This is a genomic window from Isoptericola sp. Y581, from assembly GCF_059445475.1.
Genome location: NZ_JCAIUK010000006.1, coordinates 84,616 through 107,320 on the forward strand (window position 1 = coordinate 84,616; position 22,705 = coordinate 107,320).

The 22,705-nt window shown below is 75.1% G+C and carries 21 protein-coding genes; 8 read left to right on the forward strand and 13 right to left on the reverse strand.

What is annotated here, in order from left to right; genetic code table 11:
* The first annotated feature begins 87 nt into the window (after positions 1 to 87).
* Together AC1C2W_RS12575 and AC1C2W_RS12580 are read left to right on the forward strand one after the other, a co-directional pair.
* Positions 88 to 2,979: a helix-turn-helix transcriptional regulator gene (locus AC1C2W_RS12575; RefSeq protein WP_495413254.1), complete on the forward strand. Its 2,892-nt coding sequence runs from the start codon at positions 88 to 90 to the stop codon at positions 2,977 to 2,979.
* A 99-nt stretch (positions 2,980 to 3,078) separates the two neighbouring features.
* Positions 3,079 to 3,954, forward strand: coding sequence for a DUF3097 domain-containing protein (locus AC1C2W_RS12580; RefSeq protein WP_495389565.1), 876 nt, complete (start codon positions 3,079 to 3,081; stop codon positions 3,952 to 3,954).
* Positions 3,955 to 3,957: 3 nt separating this feature from the next.
* Here the strand turns inward: AC1C2W_RS12580 and AC1C2W_RS12585 are convergent, their stop codons facing one another.
* Positions 3,958 to 4,521 carry a DUF4282 domain-containing protein gene (locus AC1C2W_RS12585; RefSeq protein ID WP_495389566.1) on the reverse strand — a complete coding sequence of 188 codons (564 nt, stop codon included), beginning with the start codon at positions 4,519 to 4,521 and terminating at the stop codon, positions 3,958 to 3,960.
* Between the two features lie 131 nt (positions 4,522 to 4,652).
* Here AC1C2W_RS12585 and AC1C2W_RS12590 point away from each other — a divergent pair, with 131 nt between their 5' ends.
* Positions 4,653 to 5,072: a DUF4870 domain-containing protein gene (locus tag AC1C2W_RS12590; protein WP_495413255.1), complete on the forward strand. Its 420-nt coding sequence runs from the start codon at positions 4,653 to 4,655 to the stop codon at positions 5,070 to 5,072.
* A gap of 11 nt (positions 5,073 to 5,083) precedes the next feature.
* On the opposite strand, the gene hemW is transcribed toward AC1C2W_RS12590, so the two are convergent.
* Positions 5,084 to 6,409 carry a radical SAM family heme chaperone HemW gene (gene hemW / locus AC1C2W_RS12595; RefSeq protein ID WP_495413401.1) on the reverse strand — a complete coding sequence of 442 codons (1,326 nt, stop codon included), beginning with the start codon at positions 6,407 to 6,409 and terminating at the stop codon, positions 5,084 to 5,086.
* Positions 6,410 to 6,417: 8 nt separating this feature from the next.
* A complete protein-coding gene (gene lepA / locus AC1C2W_RS12600) occupies positions 6,418 to 8,307 on the reverse strand; it encodes a translation elongation factor 4 (RefSeq protein WP_495389569.1) in 1,890 nt (629 codons plus the stop codon).
* Between the two features lie 220 nt (positions 8,308 to 8,527).
* On the opposite strand from lepA, the gene AC1C2W_RS12605 reads away from it, so the two are divergent.
* The 4 genes from AC1C2W_RS12605 to AC1C2W_RS12620 are packed head-to-tail and all read left to right on the forward strand — an operon-like array spanning position 8,528 to position 10,836.
* The gene (locus AC1C2W_RS12605; RefSeq protein WP_495389570.1) at positions 8,528 to 9,097 is read left to right on the forward strand and encodes a DJ-1/PfpI family protein; all 570 of its coding nucleotides are present in this window, start codon (positions 8,528 to 8,530) and stop codon (positions 9,095 to 9,097) included.
* 10 nt (positions 9,098 to 9,107) lie between these two features.
* Entirely contained in the window at positions 9,108 to 10,019 is a 912-nt protein-coding gene (locus AC1C2W_RS12610) for a maleylpyruvate isomerase N-terminal domain-containing protein (RefSeq protein ID WP_495413256.1), read from the forward strand.
* A 31-nt stretch (positions 10,020 to 10,050) separates the two neighbouring features.
* Complete coding sequence (locus AC1C2W_RS12615; protein ID WP_495413257.1) at positions 10,051 to 10,245, forward strand: hypothetical protein; 195 nt, start codon at positions 10,051 to 10,053, stop codon at positions 10,243 to 10,245.
* An 18-nt stretch (positions 10,246 to 10,263) separates the two neighbouring features.
* Positions 10,264 to 10,836 carry a type II toxin-antitoxin system PemK/MazF family toxin gene (locus tag AC1C2W_RS12620; RefSeq protein WP_495389573.1) on the forward strand — a complete coding sequence of 191 codons (573 nt, stop codon included), beginning with the start codon at positions 10,264 to 10,266 and terminating at the stop codon, positions 10,834 to 10,836.
* Here the strand turns inward: AC1C2W_RS12620 and AC1C2W_RS12625 are convergent.
* The 4 genes from AC1C2W_RS12625 to AC1C2W_RS12640 are packed head-to-tail and all read right to left on the reverse strand — an operon-like array spanning position 10,778 to position 15,346.
* Positions 10,778 to 11,530: an ABC transporter ATP-binding protein gene (locus AC1C2W_RS12625; protein ID WP_495413258.1), complete on the reverse strand. Its 753-nt coding sequence runs from the start codon at positions 11,528 to 11,530 to the stop codon at positions 10,778 to 10,780. The genes AC1C2W_RS12620 and AC1C2W_RS12625 overlap by 59 nt on opposite strands.
* The gene (locus AC1C2W_RS12630) at positions 11,527 to 13,254 is read right to left on the reverse strand and encodes a branched-chain amino acid ABC transporter ATP-binding protein/permease (RefSeq protein WP_495413259.1); all 1,728 of its coding nucleotides are present in this window, start codon (positions 13,252 to 13,254) and stop codon (positions 11,527 to 11,529) included. The genes AC1C2W_RS12625 and AC1C2W_RS12630 overlap by 4 nt, the downstream gene beginning before the upstream one ends.
* A complete protein-coding gene (locus AC1C2W_RS12635) occupies positions 13,254 to 14,129 on the reverse strand; it encodes a branched-chain amino acid ABC transporter permease (protein ID WP_495389576.1) in 876 nt (291 codons plus the stop codon). Before AC1C2W_RS12635 ends, AC1C2W_RS12630 begins: the two co-directional genes overlap by 1 nt.
* An 11-nt stretch (positions 14,130 to 14,140) precedes the next feature.
* Positions 14,141 to 15,346 (reverse strand): ABC transporter substrate-binding protein, encoded by a 1,206-nt coding sequence (locus AC1C2W_RS12640; protein WP_495413260.1) that lies wholly within the window; start codon positions 15,344 to 15,346, stop codon positions 14,141 to 14,143.
* A gap of 309 nt (positions 15,347 to 15,655) precedes the next feature.
* Between AC1C2W_RS12640 and rpsT the strand changes: the two genes are divergently transcribed.
* Positions 15,656 to 15,916 carry a 30S ribosomal protein S20 gene (gene rpsT / locus AC1C2W_RS12645; RefSeq protein WP_495389578.1) on the forward strand — a complete coding sequence of 87 codons (261 nt, stop codon included), beginning with the start codon at positions 15,656 to 15,658 and terminating at the stop codon, positions 15,914 to 15,916.
* 130 nt (positions 15,917 to 16,046) lie between these two features.
* On the opposite strand, the gene holA is transcribed toward rpsT, so the two are convergent.
* The 6 genes from holA to AC1C2W_RS12675 all read right to left on the reverse strand — a co-directional run bounded on the left by holA (position 16,047) and on the right by AC1C2W_RS12675 (position 22,624).
* Positions 16,047 to 16,979: a DNA polymerase III subunit delta gene (holA, locus tag AC1C2W_RS12650; protein WP_495413261.1), complete on the reverse strand. Its 933-nt coding sequence runs from the start codon at positions 16,977 to 16,979 to the stop codon at positions 16,047 to 16,049.
* 192 nt (positions 16,980 to 17,171) lie between these two features.
* Positions 17,172 to 19,823 (reverse strand): ComEC/Rec2 family competence protein, encoded by a 2,652-nt coding sequence (locus AC1C2W_RS12655; protein WP_495413262.1) that lies wholly within the window; start codon positions 19,821 to 19,823, stop codon positions 17,172 to 17,174.
* Positions 19,824 to 19,897: 74 nt separating this feature from the next.
* A complete protein-coding gene (locus AC1C2W_RS12660) occupies positions 19,898 to 21,052 on the reverse strand; it encodes a ComEA family DNA-binding protein (protein WP_495413263.1) in 1,155 nt (384 codons plus the stop codon).
* 83 nt (positions 21,053 to 21,135) lie between these two features.
* A complete protein-coding gene (locus tag AC1C2W_RS12665; protein WP_495389582.1) occupies positions 21,136 to 21,981 on the reverse strand; it encodes a DegV family protein in 846 nt (281 codons plus the stop codon).
* Positions 21,982 to 22,072: 91 nt separating this feature from the next.
* Positions 22,073 to 22,414: a hypothetical protein gene (locus AC1C2W_RS12670; RefSeq protein ID WP_495389583.1), complete on the reverse strand. Its 342-nt coding sequence runs from the start codon at positions 22,412 to 22,414 to the stop codon at positions 22,073 to 22,075.
* On the reverse strand, positions 22,415 to 22,624 hold the full coding sequence (locus tag AC1C2W_RS12675; protein WP_495413264.1) for a hypothetical protein: 210 nt from the start codon (positions 22,622 to 22,624) through the stop codon (positions 22,415 to 22,417).
* Between the last annotated feature and the right edge of the window lie 81 nt (positions 22,625 to 22,705).

Consider the following 22,705-nt stretch of genomic DNA (forward strand, 5'->3'; position numbering starts at 1 on the left):
TCGGACGGAGCACCGGAAGCAGCACCAGACACCAGGCCATCGCCGCATCCGGCGATGGCCTGGCACGTGGCCTGGCACGATAGCGACGTGCCCGTCTCCACCACCCGCCGTCCGACCGTCCCGCCCGGTTCTCGCCCGCCGATGGTCGGGCGGGACGCCGAGCTCGGCGCCCTGCGGGACGCGTACGCCAGGGCGCTCGACGGGGCGGGCGGCGCCCTCGTCGTCGGCGGCGAGGCGGGCATCGGCAAGACCCGGCTGGTCGAGGAGTTCCTCGCCACGCTCTCCGGCCAGGCCGGACAGGCTGGTCAGGGGGACGCCCTCGTGCTGCGCGGCCAGTGCTCCGACTCGGGGTCCGGGCCCATCCCCTACGCCGGCCTCGGGGGCGTGCTGGCCGACGCCGTCGATGCCGTCGGGCCGGCGGCGACCCTCGAGGCGGCCGGGCCCGCGGCGGATGCGCTGGGCCTCGTCACCCCGGGCCTGGTGGACGTGCGGCGCGACGTCGACACCGGGCGCCTGCCCGAGGTGCTCAGCGACCTGACGTCCGCCCTCGCCGCCGACCGGCCCGTCGTCGTCGTGCTCGAGGACCTGCACTGGTCGGACGACATCACCCGCACCGTCCTCGTCCGCCTCGCGCGCTCCGCGCCGCGCGCGACGATGCTGGTGGTCGCCACCTACCGCAGCGACGACGTGGGCCGGCGACACCCCCTGCGCACCACGCTCGCCGAGCTCGAGAGGTCCCGGCTGGCGACCCGCGTCGACGTGCCGCGTCTGGACGCCACGGACACCACCCGCCTCGTCACCACGCTCGTCACGACCCACGGGCGGACGCCGGAGCTGCCGGGCGCGCTGCTCAGCGAGCTCGTCGAGCGCGCCGAGGGCGTGCCCTTCTACGCCGAGGAGCTTGCCGAGTTCGCCGGCGACGCGATGCCCGACTCCCTGCGGGACCTGCTGCTCCTGCGCTACTCCACCCTCAGCGACGCCGCCCAGACGTTCTGCCGCGCGGTGGCCGCGGCCGGCCAGCGCGCCCCGCACGAGCTGCTCGCCGCCATGCTGGGCGCGGACGGGCTGGACCGGGCCGAGACCGCGGCGCGCGAGGCGGTCGAGGCGCACGTGCTCGTCACGGACGCCGACGGCTACCGCTTCCGCCACGCGCTCATGCAGGAGGCGGTCGACGACGAGCTGCTACCGGGCGAGGCACGCCGGCTGCACGCGGCGTGCGCCCGCGCGCTCGAGGAGGGCGGCCGGAGGCTCGCGGACGTGGCAGCAGCGGCCGACCACTGGTGGCGGGCCAGGGTGCCCGACCGCGCGCTCGCCTCCGCGGTGGAGGTCGTCACGGCGGCCGAGTCCGACGGCGCGACGTCGACGGCCGTCGCGGCGGGCGAGCGCGCGCTGGAGCTGTGGGACCTGGTCCAGGACGCCGAGCAGGTCGCCGGGATGCACCACGCCGCCCTGCTCCGCGTCGTCTCGGTCGCGCTCCAGGACGCCGCGCAGGTCGACCGGGCGGACGCTCTCGCGCGGGAGGCCGTCGCGGAGTGGCCCGCCGACGACCCGGGCGGCCGGGCGCTGGCCCTTCACACCCTGGCGCACATCCGCGCCAAGGCGGGCGACCCGGGATCCGACGCCCTCCTGGACGAGGCCCTGGCGCTGCTGCCCGACGACGACCACGCCGGGCGAGCGCCCCTGCTGCGGCTCAAGGCGCGCAACGCGATGATGGACCAGCGCGACGAGGAGGCGATCGCCGCCGCCGGCGCGGCGCTCGACGCGGCGACGGCGGCGGGCGACCACCAGAACGCCTCGATCGCCCTCAACCTCCGGGCGATGAGCCGCCTCAGCGGCGGGGACCTCGACGCCCTCGCGGAGCTCGAGCGTTCCCACGAGGTGGCGGGCGACGACTGGCGCGCCCAGTGCCACTACTACACGAACGCCTCGGATTCCCGCCTCAAGCTGGGCCGGTACGCCGAGGCGGAGCACCTCGCCGAGTCGGGCGCGCGCCTGGCTCGCGCGCTCGGCGCCGGCTGGGCCACGCGGGCGATGCTCGAGGGCAACGTCGCCGAGGCGTGGATCGGGCAGGGCCGGTGGGCCGACGCCGAGGCCTGGTACGAGCGGTCGGTGCCGCTCATCGATCCCAGCGACTACGCCGTCTACCTCGGCGAGCGGTGGACCTGGCTCGCCATGTGGCGCGGCGACCTCGAGAGGGCGCAGGCGCGGGCGCGTGCCCATCGCGCCACGTGGCAACGTTTCGGGCAGGTGGAGGAGCAGATCCGCGCGCGTATCGCGGGCACGCTGGCGGAGCTCGCGCTGCTGCGCGACGACCTGGACGAGGCGCTCGACCTGGTCACCATCGCGATCGACCCGGACGCCCTCTCGCCGTTCTACCGGCTGACGACGCTCGGCGTCGCGGCACGGGTCCTCGGCCGCGCCCGGTCCGCCGGGCGCGCGGTCGACGTCACCCCCTACCGGGAGGCGCTCGCCACCTGCACCGTGTGGCCGACGTACCCGATGTGGGCGGCGCTGTTCGCCGCCGAGCTGGGCGACGGCTCGTGGGAGGCGGTCGCCGCGGCCGAGGGCCCGGCGTACCTGCGCCCCTACGCCCTGTACCGGGACGGCGAGTCCCTGCTCGCCGCCGGCGACCGCTCCGCCGCCCGGGCGCGGCTCGAGGAGGCAGCAGGTGCGGCCGACGCGATCGGGTGCGGCCTGGTGGCCGGCCAGGCGCGGGCGCTGCTCGACGGCGCCGGCCTCGCGAAGGGCGGGAGCACCGGCCGGGCCGCCGTCGCCGGCGCCGAGCGTGCCCTGACCGACCGCGAGCGCCAGGTGCTCGACCTGGTCGCCGAGGGGCTGACCAACGGGCAGATCGCCGAGCGGCTCTTCATCAGCCGCAAGACCGCGTCGGTGCACGTCTCCGGGATCCTGCGCAAGCTCGGGGTGGCCGGCCGCACCGAGGCCGCGGTGCTGGCGCGCTCCACCGACGGCAAGGGCTGAGCCGGGTCCGAGCCAGTTCTGAGGCCTGGCCGAGCAGCGCGTGTCTGGCACCGCGTGTCGGGCACCGCGCGGCCTCGGGCCGCGCCTAGGCTCGCGCCCGTGTCCGACCGCTACGGCTCCGACGTCCTGTCCTCCGCCCCCGTCCCCGGCGCGCCGGACGGCTCCGCGCACCATCGCCGCCGCCCCGTCTCGCGGCCGACCGCCGCCGAGCGGGGGCTCGTGGTCGAGGAGGTGACCAGCGGGTGGGTCGGCGCCGTCGTGCGCGTGGAGAAGTCCGGCGGCATCCATCTCGTGGTGCTCGAGGACCGGCGCGGCCGCACCCGGTCGTTCCCGCTCGGGCCCGGCTTCTGGGTGGACGGGCAGCCCGTGGAGCTCACCGCGCCGGTGCCGACGCGGGCCCCGGCGCAGCCCACTCGCACGGCGTCCGGCTCGGTCGCGGTGCGCGGGCAGCGGGCCCGCGTGGCGCGCGGTAGCCGCATCTGGGTGGAGGGCAAGCACGACGCGGAGCTGGTCGAGAAGGTGTGGGGCGACGACCTGCGCGTCGAGGGGGTCGTGGTGGAGATGCTCGACGGCGTGGACAACCTCGCCGATGCCCTCGACGACTTCGACCCGACCCCCGAACGCCGCGTGGGCGTGCTGGTGGATCACCTGGTGCGTGGCTCCAAGGAGCAGCGCATCGCCGCCGACGCCCTGCGCCGCGTGCCGCGTGGCACGGTGCTGGTGCTCGGGCACCCGTACGTGGACGTGTGGCAGGCCGTGAAGGCCGAGCGCGTCGGGCTCGAGGCGTGGCCGACGATCGATCGAGGCACGGAGTGGAAGCGCGGCATCCTGCGCGAGCTCGGCTGGCCGGCGTCGTCGGCCCAGGACGTCGGCCTGGCCTGGCAGCGGATCCTGGGGACGGTGCGCGACTACCGCGACCTCGACCCGGCCCTGCTGGGCCGGGTCGAGGAGCTGATCGACTTCGTCACCGCGTGAGCGTCAGGCGATGCCGTCGCGCTTCGCGTAGGCGTTCACCTTCTGCGAGAGCGAGATGAGCGCGACGAAGCACTCGAGCACGATCCGCGCGAAGGCGAGGTAGAGGAGTGCGAGGATCCAGCCGAAGAGCAGGAAGAGCACGCCGACCCACCAGTCCTGGGCGAACGACGCGATCAGGCCGCCGAGCCAGTAGATCGCGGTGATCACGACCACGATGATGTAGACGACCCTGACCACCGTGGGCGTGATGTACCGGCTGAACGAGAAGTCGAACAGCGCGCCGAAGAAGTTGCCCCCCACCGCTCCGATCGGGGGGAGCGCCGCCGCGGACCGGTCCGGCGGGTACTCGGACCCGGGGTAGAGACCCGGGTCGGGCATCTGACCCTCGTAGGGCTGCTGCGGTTGCGCGTACGGCTGGTCGCCGTAGGGCGGCTGCCCGCCGTGCGGGGGCGGCGCGGACGGCGGCTGCTGGCCGTACGGCTGCGTCGGCTGGCCCTCGGGCTGGTGTGGCGGCTGGTACGGCGGCTCCTGCGGATCGCCGGGCTCACGCGGCGTGTTCTCGCTCATCGTTCCTCCTGAGTCGTCGAGGGGACGCACCCGGCAGGGTCGGCCCCTCCCGCTCCCACTCTCGCGGCCGCGGAGGGAGCGCGCCACCGCTCGAGTGCCCGTGACCACCGCAGTTGCGCAAAGATGGACCCATGAGCCAGCCCCCGTACGGACCTCCGCCGCAGCAGCCCCCGTACGGGCCGCCCGGCTACGCGCCGCGGCCGCTCACGCCGGCGGACGAGCGGACATGGGCCATGGTCGCGCACCTGGGACCGCCCGTGCTGGCGGTACTGAGCTTCGGCATCCTCGGCTTCCTCACGCCGCTGCTCGTCTGGCTGTTCCTGCGTGACCGCAGCGCGTACGTGGCCGACCAGGCCAAGGAGTCGCTGAACTTCCAGATCACGCTGCTCATCGGCTACGCGATCGGCTGGATCACGGTCCTCGCCTTCATCGGGCTCGTCATCCTGCCCGTCGTCTGGATCCTGTCGATCGTGTTCGGCATCATCGCCGCCGTCGCCGTCAACCGGCACGAGGCGTACCGGTACCCGGTCAACATCCGCGTCGTCTCCTGAGCCTCGGAGCGTCAGGGGGTGAGCTCGCGCACCACGGCGTCGGCCAGGAGCCGCCCCTGGCGCGTGAGCACCACGCGCCCGCGCACGGCCGCGACGCCGTCGAGCAACCCGCCCGCCACCAGCCCGGCGACCGCCGTGCGCCGTGAGGGGTCGAGGACGTCGAGGTCCAAGCCCTCGCGCAGGCGCACCCCGAGGAGTACACGCTCGAGCTGCGCCTCGGCGGGAGTCAGCAGCTCGCGCCCGGCGCCCGGGGAGGTGCCGGCCTCCAGCAGCGCGGCGTAGCGGCGCGGGTGCTTGACGTTCCACCAGCGCACGCCGGCATGCTCCCCGTCGGTGGGCCCGGCCACGTAGGAGTGGGCACCCGGCCCGATCCCCCACCAGTCGTCGCCGCGCCAGTAGGCGAGGTTGTGCCGGCACGCGTGGTCGCCCCCGCGGGCCCAGTTGCTCACCTCGTACCAGCCCAGGCCGGCCTCCGTGAGCAGGTCGTCGGCCAGCTCGTACTTGGCGGCCTGGTCGTCCCCGTCCGGCAGCGCCAGCTCCCCGCGCCGCACCTGGGTGTGCATCTTGGTGCCGGGCTCCACGACCAGCGCGTACGCCGAGACGTGGTCGACGCCGGTCGCGAGCACCGACTCCAGCGACGTGCGCCAGTCGTCGACGGACTCCCCCGGCGTGCCGTAGATGAGGTCGAGCGAGACGTCGAGGCCGGCGTCGCGGGCCCAGGCGACGGCGTCGGGCACGCGGCGCGGGTCGTGGGTGCGCTCCAGCGTGGCCAGCACGTGCGGGACGGCGGACTGCATGCCGAACGAGACCCGAGTGAACCCGGCGTCGGCGAGCACCCGCAGGTTCTCCGGCGTGACGGAGTCCGGGTTGGCCTCCGTGGTCACCTCGGCGCCGGGGGCCAGCCCCCAGACGTCGTCGACGCCCCGCAGCATCCGCGCCAGGTCCGCGGCCGGCAGCATCGTGGGGGTGCCGCCGCCGAAGAACACCGTGGACACCGGTCGGTCGCCCAGGCCCGCGTCGTCGAGCACCCGGGCCGCGAGGCCGACCTCGCGCAGCGCCGTCGTCGCGTACGCGGCCTGGTTGGCCCCGCCGCCCAGCTCCGACGCCGTGTAGGTGTTGAAGTCGCAGTAGCCGCAGCGCACCGAGCAGAACGGCACGTGCACGTACACGCCGAAGGGCCGGGTCTCCGCGGTGGTTTCGACAGGCTCAACCAGCGAATGCGGGGTTTCGACAGGCTCAACCAGCGAAGGCGGGGTTTCGACAGGCTCGACCAGCGAGAAGGGCAGCGCGCCGTCCGCGGGCACGGCCATGCCGCCCAGACCCCGCGCTTCGGGCAGCGTGGGCACTACTTCTTCTTGTCCTTGGCGTCCTTGCCGGCGTTGCCGTCGGAGGAGAGCGCGGCGATGAAGGCGTCCTTCGGGACCTCGACGGAGCCGATGTTCTTCATGCGCTTCTTGCCCTCCTTCTGCTTCTCGAGCAGCTTGCGCTTACGGCTGATGTCGCCGCCGTAGCACTTGGCGAGCACGTCCTTGCGCATTGCGCGCACCGTCTCGCGGGCGATGACGCGCGCGCCGACGGCGGCCTGGATCGGCACCTCGAACTGTTGGCGGGGAATGATCTCCTTGAGCTTCGCCGTCATCGTGACGCCGTAGTCGTAGGCCTTCTCCCGGTGCACGATGGCGCTGAACGCGTCCACCTGGTCGCCCTGCAGCAGGATGTCGACCTTGACGAGGTCGGCGGCCTGGTCGCCGGTCGCCTCGTAGTCGAGCGACGCGTATCCGCGCGTGCGGGACTTGAGGTGGTCGAAGAAGTCGAAGACGATCTCGGCGAGCGGCAGCGTGAAGCGCAGCTCGACGCGGTCCTCGGACAGGTAGTCCATGCCGAGCATCTGGCCGCGGCGGTCGTTGCACAGGCCCATCACGGTGCCGACGAACTCGCTCGGGGCGAGGATGGTCGCACGCACCACGGGTTCGCGGACCTCCTTGATCTTGCCGCCCGGGAACTCCGACGGGTTCGTCACCTTGACGGGCGTACCATCCTCGAGCGTGACGTCGTAGACGACGTTGGGGGCGGTGGAGATGAGGTCGAGGTCGAACTCGCGCTCGAGCCGCTCGCGCACGATCTCCAGGTGCAGCAGCCCGAGGAAGCCGACGCGGAACCCGAAGCCGAGGGCGACCGACGTCTCGGGCTCGTAGTTGAGCGCCGCGTCGTTGAGCTTCAGCTTGTCGAGGGCGTCGCGCAGTGCGGGGTAGTCGGACCCGTCCACCGGGTAGAGCCCGGAGAACACCATCGGCTTGGGCTCGCTGTACCCGCCGAGCGCGGCGGGTGCCGGCTTGCTCGCGTTGGTGACGGTGTCGCCCACCTTGGACTGGCGCACGTCCTTGACGCCCGTGATGAGGTAGCCGACCTCCCCGACGCCGAGGCCCTTCGTGTGTTTCGGCTCGGGCGAGATGACGCCGATCTCGAGCAGCTCGTGGGTCGCGCGCGTCGACATCATGACGATGCGCTCGCGCGGGCTGAGGCTGCCGTCCACGACCCGCACGTACGTGACGACGCCGCGGTAGGTGTCGTAGACCGAGTCGAAGATCATGGCCCGGGCCGGGGCGTCGGGGTCGCCGACCGGGGCCGGGACCCGCTCGACGATGCGGTCGAGCAGCGTCTCGACGCCGGCGCCGGTCTTGCCGCTGACCCGCAGGACGTCGGCTGGGTCGCCGCCGACGAGCCCTGCGATCTCCTCGGCGTACTTCTCCGGCTGCGCGGCCGGCAGGTCGATCTTGTTCAGGACCGGGATGATCTCGAGGTCGTTCTCCATCGCCAGGTACAGGTTGGCGAGCGTCTGGGCCTCGATGCCCTGGGCGGCGTCGACCAGCAGCACGGCCCCTTCGCACGCCGCGAGCGAGCGGGAGACCTCGTACGTGAAGTCGACGTGGCCCGGGGTATCGATCATGTTGAGCGCGAACGGCGTCTCGAGGCCGGCCTCGTCCACCACGCTCCAGGGCATGCGCACGGCCTGCGACTTGATCGTGATCCCGCGCTCGCGCTCGATGTCCATGCGGTCGAGGTACTGCGCCCGCATGGCCCGCGCCTCGACGACGCCCGTGAGCTGCAGCATGCGGTCGGCGAGCGTCGACTTGCCGTGGTCGATGTGCGCGATGATGCCGAAGTTGCGGATGAGCTCGGGCGCCGTGGCGTTCGGCTCGATGCGCGCACTGAGCGCGGGTCCAGGAATGGGCAACGCGATCTCGCTCCGTCAGGGTGGCTGGGGTGGGGTGGAGGGTCCGGCCATTGTCCCACGCCCACGTCCGCTGCCCGCCCCTGCCATGTCCCTGCCGCCCGCCCCTGCGCCCGCCTTGCTGCCCCCGGCCTCCCCGCCCACCGTGCGGGCGTCGCCCGTCCCTGCCTACGGTCGTGGACCGGGCACGACGAGAGCTGCCGGGACGACGAGAGGAGCCGCCATGGCCGACCTGACCGGGAAGCGAGTGCTGGCGATCGTGACGAGCTACGGCGTCGAGCAGGACGAGCTGCTCGTGCCGCTGGAGCACCTGCGCGCCGCGGGCGCCGACGTGGTCGTCGCGTCGAACGAGCCCGGCGACGTGCGCACCCTCGTCGGCGACAAGGACCCCGGCCGTCACGTGCCGGCCGACGCCACCTACGACCAGGTCGACACCGCGGGCGTCGACCTGCTCCTCGTGCCCGGCGGCACGCTCAACGCCGACACGCTGCGCCTGCAGGACGCCGCCGTCGGGTTCGTCGACGACTTCGCCCGCCGCGGGCTCCCGGTCGCCGCGATCTGCCACGGCCCGTGGGCCGTCGTCGAGGCGGGCCGCGTCGCGGGGGCGACCCTCACCTCGTACCCGTCGCTGGCCACGGACGTGCGCAACGCGGGCGGCACGTGGGTGGACCGCTCGGTGGTGCGCGACGACGGTGCCGGGTTCCCGCTGGTGACCTCGCGCACCCCCGACGACCTGGACGACTTCCTCGAGCAGGTCGACGCGGTGCTGGGTGAGCAGACGACCGGACGTTAGCCTCGGCGCCATGCCGATCGAGCTGCCGTCCGAGCTGCCCGCCGCGCAGCCGTCCACGCTGCCCGCCGCGCAGCTCCGGCCCGAGGTCGACCCGGGCACGGGACGCCGCACCGACGGCGGTCGTGAGCCGGACCGCCTCGCCCTCCTCGCGCGCCTCCAGGAGTCGTTCGCCGCGGCCGTCCCGGGCACCGACCCCGACGCCCTCGTGCCGGCGTGCGGCGACTGGCGCGTGCGCGAGCTCGTCGTGCACCTCGCCGGCGTCCACCACTGGGCGGCCGGCATGGCCGTGGGCGACACCTCGCGCTCCGAGGACCTCACCCGGCCCGACCTCACCCGGCCCGACCTCCCCGCCCCCGACGGCGACCGGCCCGCGCTCGCGGCGCTCTACCGGGAGCACGCGGCCGAGCTGCGGTCGACGCTGGCCGCCGTGGGGCCGGACGGCGCGGCGCGCACGCTGGTGGGCGACGGACCCGCGTCGTTCTGGTGGCGCCGGCAGGGGTACGAGACGCTCGTGCACCTGCACGACCTGCACGCCGCGCGGCTCGGCTCCGGGCCCGCGGCCGTCGAGGAGGGCGCGGTCGGCGTCGCGCCCGAGGTGTGGGCCGACGCCGCCGACGAGGTGGTCACGATGTTCCAGCCCCGGCAGGTCCGGCTCGGGCGGATGTCGCCGCTGCGCGACCTCGTGCGCGTCGTCGCCTCCGACCTGGGCTGGTCGTGGACGCTGGGCGCCCACGAAGACGGCAGAGCTGACAGCGGGGTGGACGGCGGGTCGGAGGACGAACCGATGGCGACCGTCGCGGCACCGGCCCACGGGCTCGCGCTGCTGCTCTGGGGCCGGCTCGACCTCGCCGAGGCGGGCGCGACCGTCGACGGCGACGCCGCCGCGGCCCGGCGCACCCTCGCTGCCCCGATCGTGCCCTGAGGCCGCACCGGCACCGATGAGTCCGCACACCGTGGCGGGTCCACCCGCCACGGCATCCGACACCAGCCGGTCCGGCACGACGGCGACCACCGCGACCACCGCGACCGCCGCGCGGAGCCTGGCCGCGGCCGTGCCCCGGGGCGCGGCCGAGACCGTGCCGGGCGCCGACCATACCTGGGACCCGGAGGCGATGGCCGCCCGGCTGGCCCGGTTCGTCCTGGGCTGAGCCCTTAGGCTGTCGGCCGTGGCGAACCGATGGCTGAACCTGCTGGTCGACGTGCTGCGCTCGGCGAAAGCCCCGTCCCGGCGCACCTCCCCGACGCGACCCGGCCGCGCCGCGGGCACCGGACGCCCCACGAGCACCCCGCGCACCACGCGCACCACGGCGCCGACGACCGGCTACCCGGGCGACTTTACCGGCACGGTGCAGCCCGTCTACGCGCCGCAGCTCGACGGCGACCCGGACCCGGGCGAGGTCGTGTGGACCTGGGTGCCGTACGAGGAGGACCAGAAGAACGTCAGCAACCCACGTGGAAAGGACCGTCCCGTCCTGCTGATCGGGCGCGACGGCCCGTGGCTCCTGGCGCTCCAGCTCACGAGCAAGGACCATGACCGGGACGCCGCTCAGGAGGCCCGCTGGGGTCGCCTCTGGATGGACATCGGGACCGGGGCCTGGGACGCGCAAGGCCGGCCGAGCGAGGTTCGCCTCAACCGGGTGGTCCGCGTGGCCCCGCACGCCGTGCGGCGCGAGGGCGCCGTCATGGACCGCCGGACGTTCGACCGGGTCGCCGCCGCGATGGCGAAGGCCCGCCGCTGACCCCCAGGTAAGCCGCCACGACCGCCTCGTCCGCGAGCAGCCGGTCGGCCGGGCCCTCCTGCACCACCTGCCCGTCGGCCAGCACGTAGCCGTGGTCGGCGGCCCGCAGCGCGCGCCGCGCGTTCTGCTCCACCAGCAGCACAGCCACCCCGGCGGCCCGGATCTCCGCGATGACGGCGAAGACCTCGTCGACGACGCGGGGCGCCAGCCCCATCGACGGCTCGTCGAGCAGCACGATCCGCGGCTCGGTCACCAGCGCCCGGCCGATGGCGAGCATCTGCTGCTCCCCGCCCGACAGGGCACCCGCCGGCATCCGACGCCGATCGGCGAGGACGGGGAACCGGTCGTAGACCCCCTCGACGCGGCCGGGCTCGCGCCGCCCGCCGAGCTGCAGGTTCTCCTCGACCGTGAGCGTGGCGAGCACCTGCCGCCCCTCGGGCACCTGCACCAGCCCGGCCCGCACCAGCCGGTGCGCCCGCGCCCGGGTGACGTCCCGCCCGTCGAGCAGCACCCGGCCGCCCGAAGGGCGCACGATGCCGCTCACCGCGTTGATCACGGAGCTCTTGCCCGCCCCGTTGGCCCCGACCAGCGTGACCAGCCCGCCCGCCGGCACCTCGAGGCTCACCGACCGCACCGCGCGCACCCGGCCGTAGCTCACCTGCAGGTCCTTCACCGACAGCAGCGGCGCGCTCATCGGGCCCCCTCCCCCTGCTGCTCCTGCGCGGCGTCGTCCTCGGTGCTCTCCTCCGTGCTCTCCTCCGTGCCGAGGTACGCCGCCACCACCCGCGGGTCCCGGCGCACCTCGTCCGGCGGGCCGGCAGCGATGACGGCCCCGAAGTCGAGCACCACCACCCGGTCGCAGGTGCGCATCACCATCGCGACGTCGTGCTCGATCAGCAGCACCGTCAGCCCGTCGTCCGCGAGCGAGGCGATCAGCGCCGACAGCGACTCGGCCTCGACGGCGTTCATCCCCGCGGCGGGCTCGTCGAGCACGAGGAGCGACGGCTCCGCGGCGAGCGCCCGCGCGATCTCCAGGCGCCGCTGGTCCCCGTACGACAGGGCGGCGGCGTCCGTCCGGGCGGACGCCGCGAGCCCGACCCGCTCGAGGCAGCGGCCGGCGCGCACGACGGCCGCCCGCTCCTCGCGGCGCGCGGACGGCGCCCACACGAGGCGGCGCAGGGCCGTGGGCCGCGTCGTCAGGTGGCCGCCCACCAGCACGTTCTCCAGGGCGGTCATGCGGCCGAACAGCTTGGCCTGCTGGAACGTGCGGCTGATCCCCGCGGCGGCCACCCGGTGCACGGGGGTGCGGGCCGGGTCGACTCCCAGCACGTCGATCCGGCCCGAGGACGGGGCCACGAGGCCGCTGATCATGTTCACCAGCGTCGTCTTGCCGGCGCCGTTGGGCCCGATCAGCCCCAGCACCTCGCCCGCGCGCAGCTCGAGGTCCACGCCGCGCACGGCGTGCACCCCGCCGTAGTCCTTCGACACGCCGCGCAGCGCCGCCACGACCTCGCCCGACCCGGGGGTGTCGGGCCGGGGACCGGCGGCGGGTGGCCGTTCGTCGTCGGACACCCCCACGAGCCGCGGCCGCCGTCGGGGCAGGAGGCTCGCCAGCCCGCCGGGCCGGAACAGGATGACGACGAGCAGCAGCAGGCCGGCCAGGAACGGCCGCACCCAGCCCGCCTCGACGCCGAGGGCGCGCTGCGCCTCGGGGACCACGGTGAGGAACGCGCCGCCCAGGACGGGGCCGAGCCACATGGTCGACCCGCCGACGACGGCGGTCACGAGACCGTCGATCGCCGCGGTGAACCCGAAGTCGGACGGCACGACCAACCGCACGAAGTACGCCCACAGCACCCCGTACGCCCCGGCGACCGCCCCGGCCGTGACGAACGCCGCGAGCCGGTGCCGCCCGACGTCGATCCCCGTCGCGCGGGCGGCGAGCTCGTCCTCGCGGATGGCCGCGAGCGCCCGCCCGAACCGGCTCGGGCCCTGCCGCCAGAACGCGTAGGCGACGACGGCGAGCAGCGCCCAGGCCATCCACGGCTCCAGCAGCTTGGGCACGCTCAGGCCCTGGGGGCCGCCGCTCCAGTCGGCGTTGAGCAGCACGATGCGCACAGCCTCGGCGAAGCCGAGCGTCGCGATCGCCAGGAAGACGCCGCGCAGGTGCATGGTCGGCAGGCCCAGCACGACCGCGGCGACCGCCCCGACGACCACACCGATCCCGAGGGCGACCACGAGGGCGACGCCGTCGCCGACCGCCTCCGGGTCGGGGGCCAGCGTGGCCGACACGTACGCCGCGACGGCCGCGAAGCCCGCCTGACCCAGGCTGAGCTGGCCGGCCACCAGCACGGCGTAGAAGGAGTAGGCGAACAGCCCGGCGAGGGCCACGAAGACGAGCGTCGACTCGCCGAGCATCACACCTCCCTGACCCTGCTCTTGCCGAACAGCCCCTGCGGGCGCACGACGAGCAGCAGGAACAGCAGCGCGAACGCCACGAGGTCGCGCCAGCTCGACCCGATGTACTGGACGGCGAACACCTCGGCCAGACCCAGCAGCAGCCCGCCCACGAGCGCGCCCGGCAGGGAGCCCATGCCCCCCACGACGATCACCGCGAGCCCCTTGAGCTCGATCGCGGCGCCCATGTCGAGCTGCGCGCTGTTGACGTTCATCGCGAACAGCGCGCCGGCGACAGCGCCCAGCGCGGCGGAGATCGCGAACGTCGTCGACGTCACGCGCTCCACGTCGACGCCCACCACCCGGGCCGCCCGGGGGTTCTCCGCGACGGCGCGCATGCTGCGTCCCAGGCCGGAGCGGGACACCAGCACCGTGAGCCCCACCATGAGCACCACGGAGATCACCAGGATGACCACCTGCACCAGTGTCACGCGGGCCCCGAGCACCTGGTAGCCCTGCTCCGGGAACGCCCCGGCCGGGAACCGGCGGGTGTCCGGGCCGTACCGCCACTGCAGCAGGGCCACGAGCATGCCGCCCAGGGCAATGGAGGCGATCAGGCCGGCGAAGTGCGCGTCGGGGCGGTGGCGCAGCGGGCGGAACGCCACCCGCTCGACCACCAGGCCGAGGATCCCGCCGACCACCGCCACCAGGGGCAGTGCCAGCCAGATCGACAGCCCGGCGGCGTCGACGAGCTCGATGCCGACCAGCGCGCCCGCGGCGAACACCGCGGGATGGGCGAGGTTCAGCCGGTCCAGGATGCCGAAGACCAGCGTGAACCCGATGGCGAAGAGCGCATAGATCGACCCGATGGACAGGCCGTTCAGCAGCTGCTGCATGACCGGCGGCGTCAGTCGAGGGCGACGAACTGGCCGTCCGTGACCACCTGGACCACGCCCTCGTGCACGGCGTCGCGGTTCTCGTCGATGCTCAGGGTGCCGAGCACGGTGTCGAGGTCCTGGACCGAGCCGAGGTTGTCGCGGACGTCGTCGGGCTCGGCCGAGCAGCCGGCCCGCACGGCGGCGTCGATCGCCTCCAGGCCCGCGTACGCCTGGGCGGCGAACTGGTCGGGCGCGGCGTCGTTGGCCTCCTCGTAGGCCTCGAGGAACTCGGCGTTCTGCGCGTTGTCGGTGGCCGCCGAGTTCCAGGCCGCCCCGACGATCACGCCCTCCGCCGCGTCCCCGGCGTCGGCCATGAGCTGCGGGTTGTTGAACCCGTTGCCGCCGATGATCGGCACGTCGATGCCGAGCTCGCGGGCCTGGGCGACCAGGGGCACGGCGGCCTCGATGAGGGCGGAGACGACGATCGCGTCCGGATCGGCGGCCTTCGCCTCGGTGAGCAGAGGCCGGAAGTCGGTGTCCGAGACGGAGAACGTCAGGGTCTCGGAGACGTTCACGCCCTCGGCCTCGAGTGCCTCGGCGAACACCTGGTAGCCCGAGTCGGTGAACGCGTCGTCGTCGCTGTACATGACGACCACGTCCTTGAGGTCGTGCTCGGCGACGGCGGCGGCCACCGTCTGCGGGATCACCTGGCCCTCCGTGAGCGAGACCCGGTGGATGTATTCGCCCTGCTCGGTGATGCCGTCCGCGGTGTTGGAGATGGCGACCACCGGGACGCCCTCCTCCTGGGCGATCGGCTGCGCCTGGAAGGCCACCGTGGACAGGGTGGGCCCGATGATGGCGCTCACCCCGTCGGCGGCGAGCTTCTCGAAGACGGTGATGCCCTGGCGCGGGTCCGTCTGGTCGTCCTCGATCGCGAGCTCGTAGGTGACGCCGTCGTCGGAGAGCGCGTCGGCGGCCAGCTCGAGGCCCTTGCGCTGCGACTCGCCGTAGCTGCCCGCGGGCCCGGTCAGCGAGAGTGCCGCGCCGACGGGCACCGGGTCGGCGATGGCGCACTCCTCGCCGGTCCCTTCCCCCTGGAGGTCGCCGCCCGAGGCGTCGGAGCCCCCGGAGGAGCACGCGGCCAGGGCGATGGCGGTGACGGACGACAGGACGAGGGCGGTGGTGCGGCGTGCGGACCTGCGGGCAGACGGGCGTTCGAGCGACGAGCGGCGCATGGATACTCCTCGAAGGGCGCCCGGTTGCTCGGGCGCGGCCGGTGTGACACGACGGTGTGGTGCACCTGTCCGGGATGACGACCTCCACGATCTGATACGAATGCCCGAAGCGCATCTCACATGGCGGCATGCTGAGCACGGTTCTGTCGCACCGCAGCCTCTGCTATCGTTGATGTTTGCGTGTCCGCCCAGGTCGGCGGGCACAGCCGCGGTTCCTCTCCACGGGTTCCCCACCCCAGTCCCGGAGCTGCGGCCGCCCTCTACGACCTATCCGCTCGCCGGCAGGCGAACACACCAGGAAGTCCACACGTGGCAAACATCAAGTCCCAGATCAAGCGCATCAAGACGAACGAGAAGGCGCGCCTGCGTAACAAGGCCGTCAAGTCTGAGCTGAAGACGCACATCCGCAAGGTGCGTCAGGCCGTCGCCGCGGGCGACAAGGAGGCCGCGACCGCGGCTCTGCAGACCGCGACGCGCAAGCTCGACAAGGCGGTCTCGAAGGGCGTCATCCACGTCAACCAGGCCGCGAACCGCAAGTCGTCCATCGCGAAGTCGGTCGACGCGCTCTGATTCGTCGCGACCCGTCCGCCTGACGGCGGACCGGCAAGGCTCCGAAGGGCGCCGCACCCCCGGGTGCGGCGCCCTTCGTGCGTCCGGACCCGGATGATGTGGGCCCGCTGGGTGTTGTGGGTGCGGGGGCTCAGCCGCGCCGAGACCGCGCGATCGCGAGCACGGCCGTCTCGACGGCGTAGACCGGGTCGCGACCGCCGCCCTTGACGTCCGCGTCGGCCTGCGCGACGGCGCCGATCGCGGTGGCGAGGCCCTCGGGTGTCCAGCGCGAGAGGTCCCGTTGGGCGTTGCGGACCTGCCAGTCCTGGAGCCCGAGCTGCCGCGCGGTGGCCGCACCGCCCCGGATCGCCGCGACCCGGGCCAGGGTGCGCAGGCGCAGCGCGAGCGCCGCGACGATCGGCACGGGGTCGGCGCCCGTCGCGAGCGCGTGCCGCAGCAGGGCGACCGCCCCGCCGGCGTCGCCCGCCACCGCGGCGTCGGCGACCTTGAACCCGGTGGCCTCGACCCGGCCGCCGTAGTAGCGGTCGACGACGCCCTCGCTGATCGTGCCCGCGGTGTCCGCCACGAGCTGGGCGCACGCGGAGGCGAGCTCGCGCAGGTCGGTGCCCAGGGCGTCGACCAGGGCGCGGACGGCCGCCGCGTCGGCGCGCCGCCGCGCGGCGCGGAACTCGCCCGTGACGAACTGCACCTTGTCCGCGTCCTTGCTGATCGGGTCGCACTCGAGCACCGGCGCCCCGCTCGCGACGATCGCGTCGAGCATCTTCTTGCCCCGCTGCCCGCCGCCGTGCACCACCACCACGACCGTCTCCGGGTCGGGTGCACCCACGTAGCGGACGACGTCGGCGACGAGCTCCTCCGTGGCCGCCTCGGCCGACCGCACCACCACCACGCTCGGCTCGCCGAAGAGCGAGGGGCTCGCCGCCACGGCGAGCTGACCTGCGGCGTACGTGCCGCCGTCGAGCTCGGTCTTCTCGGTCTCGGCGTCCCGCTCCCGCGCCAGGTGGACGATGCCGTCCACCGCGCGCTCGGTGAGCAGCCCCTCGGGCCCGCGCACCAGGATCACGGGGGCGAGGGTCGGGTCGTCCCACGGACGGCTGTTCGCCCTGCTCGTCGTGGCGCCGCCTCGACGAGGCGCTCGGGACTGACGGGACGTCGGGGCGGGAGGCACGCGCCCAGCCTGCCACGAACCGCCGACGCTCCCGCATCCCGGGCCGAGCCGCGGCCGGGCGGCGGAGACGTCCCCCCTGTCGCCCGCCTACCCGCACGCGAGCCCGATCTCCTCGCCGCGCTGCACGAGCACCGCCGTGCCGCACTCGTCGGTCCGCACCACCGCGGAGCCCACCGAGCCGTACAGCGCCAGCGCGGCATCGGTCGGGTGGCCGTACGTGTTGTCGGCGCCGACGCTCACGAGGGTCACCCGCGGGGAGAGCAGCTGGGCGAGGGCAGCGGACTGCGACCGCGAGCCGTGGTGCGCCATCTTGACGACGTCCACGTCCGCCGCCTCGCTCGACGACATGCCCGACGAGGCGAGCACGCCCGCCAGCGCGTCCTGGGCCGGCTCCTCCAGGTCGCCGAGCGCGACCAGGTCGAGGCCGCCCGCGGTGTGCACCCGGAGCGCCACGCTGGCGTCGTTCGCCCCGTCCCCCTCCGCTCCCGCGTCCGTCCCCGAGCCGCCGGCGCCGGACGCCCCGAGTACCTGCCACGTCGCGGAGCCCGACTCGCCCTCGTCCCCGACGCCCGCGACCTGCACTGGTACCCCCACCGCGGCGAGACCGTCGCGCACGTCGGCGGCCTGGGCGGCCGGCTCCGCGAGGGGCGAGACGAGCGCGGCGTCGACGCGTCGATCCCGCAGCACCGGCTCCAGCCCGCCGACGTGGTCGGCGTGGAAGTGGCTGAGCACCAGGAGGTCGATCTTCGTCACGCCGAGGCGGTCGAGGCAGCGGGCCGCGTCGTCCCCCGCCGGGCCGACGTCGATGACGATCGCCGAGGCCGCGCCCGTGCGCACGGCCATCGAGTCGCCCTGCCCGACGTCGCAGGCCGCCACCTGCCAGTCGTCCGGGACGGCGGCGCCGGCGCCCGCGCCCGCGAGCCTGGGCACGGCCAGGACCAGGACCGCCAGCAGCGCGGCGCCCGCGAGCCCGGCGGCGACCGCGGTCCGCGCCCGGCCGTGCCGCAGGACCGTACGGCGCACCCGGCGCCGGACGCCCCGGCGAACCTGACGCAGGGTACGTGGCGCGGCGTCGCGCCACTCGCGCCGCCAGCCCTCGCCGGGCGGCCGGCGCAGCACGGCCGCCAGCGCGGCGGCGGTGAGCAGCGCGAGCGCGGCGACACCACCCAGGCCGCCGGGCCAAGCAACGCTCGCTCCCGGGAGGTCGGCGAACCACCGCGCCACACCCGCGATCCACCCGGTGGCGAGGCCGGCCAGCCACGCGACGGGCAGGGCGAACCCGGGCGCCCACGGAGCCAGCAGCGTCGCCACGAGCCCGAGCACCGTGGCCGGGACCAGCGCGGGGGTCGCCAGCAGGTTCGCGGGCACCGACGTCAGGGGCACGTGCGGGTCGAGCAGCAGCAGCACCGGGCCGCAGGCCGCCTGCGCCGCCCACGGCACCGCGAGGGCGAACGCGAGCGGCCGGCCCGTCCACGGCGCCAGGCGGCGCGCCAGCGGGCCCGCGAGGAGCACGAGCCCCGCGGTCGCCGCGCAGGAAAGGACGAAGCCGTACGAGCGGGCGAGCCACGGGTCGACGACCAGCAGCGCCGTCGCGGCCGCCGCCAGCGCGGGGGCGCCCGCCGAGGGCCGCCCGAGCGCCAGGCCGAGGAGCGCGGCCGCGCAGGTCCACGCCGCCCGGAGCACGCTCGGCTCCGGGCGCACCAGGAGCACGAACGCCGCGGCCGTGGCGGCGATCACCGCGACCCGCACGCCGCGCGGCACCCGGGCGAGCGCGCACAGGCCGGTGAGCGTGGCCACCACGATCGCGAAATGCCCACCGGAGACGGCCGTGATGTGCGTGAGGCTCGTGACCCGCATCGCCTCGTCGATCTCCGGTGGCACCCGGCTCGTGTCGCCCACGGCCACCCCCGGCACCAGCCCGCGCGCCTGCGGGGACAGCCCTGCCGTGACGTCCAGGAGCGCCGCGCGCAGCACGTGGGTCGTGCGCAGCAGGGCGCCGGGCGGTTCGCGCTCGGCCACCTGCCCCGCGCCGGTCAGTCTGGCAACGGGCCCGTCGCCGTCGCCGACCGACCGCAGCACCCCCGAGACCGCCACCGTGGCGCCGTAGCGCGGGGCGGGTCCATCGGCGGTCACCTCGACGAGCCCGCCGCCCGGCGCGCCGACCCCCCGCGCCGTCAGCTGCTCGACGGCGAGCACCCATCGGACCCCGTCGCCGAAAACCGCGGGCCGTGCCTCGGACGCGACACGCCCGACGACGGTCGCGTGCGCCCCTTGAGCCGACAGCGACAGGAGCGGCACCTGGCGTGCTGTCTGGGCCTGTACCCCCAGCGCCACCGCAGCGAGGCAGACCAGGGCGAGCACCGCGTGCGCCCCGGCGGACCGCCCCCACCCGGCCCGGTGCCGGACGGGGGCGGCTCCACGGCCGGCCGCGGCGAGCCTGCCCGTGACGAGGCCGGTCGTGACCCGCCCGGTCGTCACCAGCCCGGTCGTCACCAGCCCGGTCGTCACCAGCCCGGTCGTCACCAGCCTGATCGTCACCAAGCCCAGCGCGACCAGCCCGAGCACGACAACGCTCGCGACCGCCACGACCCGCCCCCACGGTTGCGCCGGCCCCGTGAGCGCCCAGGCCCCCGCCCAGGTGACGACCGCCGCGGGGACGAGCCGCAGGTCGACGTGCCGTCGAGGTGCGACGGCCGCCGCCGTGGCGGGCGTCGTGGCGGGCGTCGTGGCGAGTGCCACGGCCGACGCCTCGGCCGGAGCATCGACCCGAGAGTCCACCCGAGCATCGACCGGCATGACGACCGGCACCGCGCTCACAGACGGACCAGGTCGCGGACCTGCTCCAGCACGGACGGGCCGATCCCCGACACCTCGTCGAGCTCGTCGACGCTGGTGAAGGGCCCGTTCTCGTCCCGCCACGCGACGACGCGCTCGGCGAGCGCAGGCCCGATGCCCGGCAACTCCTCGAGCTGGGCGGCCGATGCCGTGTTGAGGTCCACCCCGCCGGCGCCACCGTCCCCCGCCGCGGGCGCACCGCTCGCGGCGGGTGCCGCCTCCTGCGGTGCCTCCCCCGGGCGCGGCACCCGGATCTGCTCGCCGTCGACCACCGCACGGGCGAGGTTGACGGCCGCCGTGTCCGCGCGCCGCGTGGTGCCACCGGCCGCTGCGACGGCGTCGGCCACCCGGGCCCCGACCGGCACGGTGACCAGGCCGGGCTCGCTCACCTCGCCCACGACGTGCACCACGACCACGCCGGCCGCCGAGGGGTCGGACGCCGGCGCGGCAGGTTGCTCGGCCGGCGTCCCCGCCGACGAGGCCTCCGACGACCTCGCCGTCGGCTCTGCCGACTGTTCTGCCGACGGCTCGATCGACGACCCGGACGAGGCGTCCCCGGCCACGAGGGTGGTCACCCCGTCGGGCCGCACCGTCGCGACGACCGCCACCACGACGGCCACCAGCAGCACCGCCATCGACGCCACGACCGCTAGGCGCAGCCCGAGCGACCAGCGGCGGGACCCGCCCCGGTCGTGTGCCTCGTCGAGCGGGTGGCCGTGCGCCGCGGCGTAGGCGGCCGCCACGTGCCGCGCCGAGCGGCGGGCCCGCAGCCGCTCGGCGAGCTCGTCGTCCGGCGCCGCGACGTCCCCGGCACCGACCTCCCCCGCACCGACGTCACCGGCACCCACGTTCCCGACACCCACGTCCCATGCGCCGACGTCCCGTGCGCCGCCGGCCGGCGACCGCGGGGCGTCGTCCCTGACCGCGTGCCAGGTGGCGTGCCAGGCGTGCAGCCGCGCCGCGGCCTCGTCCAGAGCCGACCCTGGTGCCGGCGTCGATCCGGGTGCCGGCGTCGATCCGGGTGCCGGCATCGATCCGCGCGCCGGTGCCGATCCCGGCGGGCCGCCGAGGGCCGGTCCGGGCGGCAGCGCGCCGTCGGATCCTGCGGGTTCGTGGGGGAGCGTCGTGGTCACGCGGCGACGCTAGGTCGCGGCGTTCCCCGGGCGGGCGGCCTCGCGGCCCGCCTGTGGACAGCAGGAACCTGGGGGCAGCGTCGTCAGCGCGGACCGTCGTGGCGGTGGCCGCCCAGATCGGCGACGACGACCGCGAGCGCGCCGGGCCCGGCGTGCGCGCCGAGCACTGCGCTGACGGGCGTCACGACGGGCTCGACACCGGCCCCCTCCCGGAGCCGGTCGGCGAGCTCCGCCGCCCTGTCCGGCACGCCGAGATGGTGCACCGCGACGCCAGGGCGTTCGCAGTCGGCGGCGCAGCGCAGCGCGAGCTCGACCAGCCGGTCCGTCGCCGCCCTGCGCGTGCGGACCCGCTGGGCCAGTTCGATGCGCCCGTCGCGGACCGTGAGGATCGGGCGCACGCCGAGCGCGGTCCCGAGGGCGGCGGCGGGCGCGGACAGCCGCCCCCCGCGCCGCAGGTGCTCCAGCGAGTCCACCAGGAAGAACGTGCTGCTCGAGGCTGCCACCTGGCGCGCCCGTGCCGCGACCTGGCCGGCGTCGTGCCCCTCGACCGCGCACCGTGCGGCCTCCAGCGCGGCGAAACCCAGGGCCATCGCGACGGTCCGCGAGTCGACGGTCTGCACCGGGATCATGCTGCGCTGCGCCGCGGCGGCGGCCGCGTCCACGGTGCCGGAGAGGTCCCCGGAGATGTGCACCGACACCACCGCCCTGGCGCCGTCGGCGGCGAGGTCCCGGTAGACCGCGCCGAGCTCAGCCGCCGGGGGCTGGGACGTGCTCAGCCGTTCGGCGCCCGCGATCCGGGTCGCGACCTCCTCGGGCGTGATGTCGACGCCCTCGCGCCACGCGTCGTCGCCGGCGACCACCCGGAGCGGGACGACGACGGGCGCGCCGACGCCGCCGGGGGGCGGCAGGCAGGCGGTCGAGTCGGTCACGACGCGGACCGTGGGGCGATCGATGGGCATGGCTCCTGGAGTCTACCGACGCCGCCCGGGAGACCGTGTGGCACCCGGGCGGCGTCGCCGCTCACTCGTCGTGCTCGTGGTCGACCGCGTGCACGGCCTTGTTCTCCGGGTCGGTCACGTAGACCGAGCCGTCGAGCGCCAGCACCGCCGGCCGGGCCTGCTGCCAGTCCACCGGCTCCTCCCACGCGTCGATGACGGGAATCGACTTCTCCAGCACGCCGCTCTCGGGCTCGATGACGTGCAGCGCGCCGTCAGTGCCGAGCACCAGCGCCTCGCCGTCGTCACCGCGCGCGAGCGACCGGAACGTGTAGCTGGACGGCAGGTCGACGAGAGAGAGCTCACCCGCGCGCGTGTCGACGAGGGAGACCCGCGCGGGCTCCTCCAGCTCGGCGTCCGGGTCCACCTAGTAGTCGCCGAGGACGACCGGCGACACCTCTGAACCGGCCTGGTTGCCGATGCGTCCGTAGGAGTCCGGCACGGCGACCTCGGTGAGCTCTCCGCCCGCCTGGACGAGCGCCCCGTCCTCGCAGCCCAGGACGACGGCCTCGCCGTACACGCCGGGGTATTCGTCGCTGGCCGCGGCCTCGTTCCCGTCGGCGTCCAGGACGCGCATGCCGGACCGCTACTCCTCCGTGCCCTCGGTGACGATCAGGGTGTCGTCGGTCAACGTGGGCTCGGGGATACGGGTGAGGGA

Excerpts from the sequence above, each read along its gene's own strand:
- AC1C2W_RS12630 (WP_495413259.1), bottom strand. The coding sequence starts at position 13,254 with ATGCTCGGCGAGTCGACGCTCGTCTTCGTGGCCCTCGCCGGGCTGTTC.
- AC1C2W_RS12640 (WP_495413260.1), bottom strand. The coding sequence starts at position 15,346 with ATGCGCCGCTCGTCGCTCGAACGCCCGTCTGCCCGCAGGTCCGCACGC.
- AC1C2W_RS12585 (WP_495389566.1), bottom strand. The coding sequence starts at position 4,521 with ATGAGCGAGAACACGCCGCGTGAGCCCGGCGATCCGCAGGAGCCGCCG.
- AC1C2W_RS12610 (WP_495413256.1), top strand. The coding sequence starts at position 9,108 with ATGCCGATCGAGCTGCCGTCCGAGCTGCCCGCCGCGCAGCCGTCCACG.
- AC1C2W_RS12675 (WP_495413264.1), bottom strand. The coding sequence starts at position 22,624 with ATGCGCGTCCTGGACGCCGACGGGAACGAGGCCGCGGCCAGCGACGAA.
- AC1C2W_RS12590 (WP_495413255.1), top strand. The coding sequence starts at position 4,653 with ATGAGCCAGCCCCCGTACGGACCTCCGCCGCAGCAGCCCCCGTACGGG.
- AC1C2W_RS12635 (WP_495389576.1), bottom strand. The coding sequence starts at position 14,129 with ATGCAGCAGCTGCTGAACGGCCTGTCCATCGGGTCGATCTATGCGCTC.
- AC1C2W_RS12605 (WP_495389570.1), top strand. The coding sequence starts at position 8,528 with ATGGCCGACCTGACCGGGAAGCGAGTGCTGGCGATCGTGACGAGCTAC.
- AC1C2W_RS12625 (WP_495413258.1), bottom strand. The coding sequence starts at position 11,530 with ATGAGCGCGCCGCTGCTGTCGGTGAAGGACCTGCAGGTGAGCTACGGC.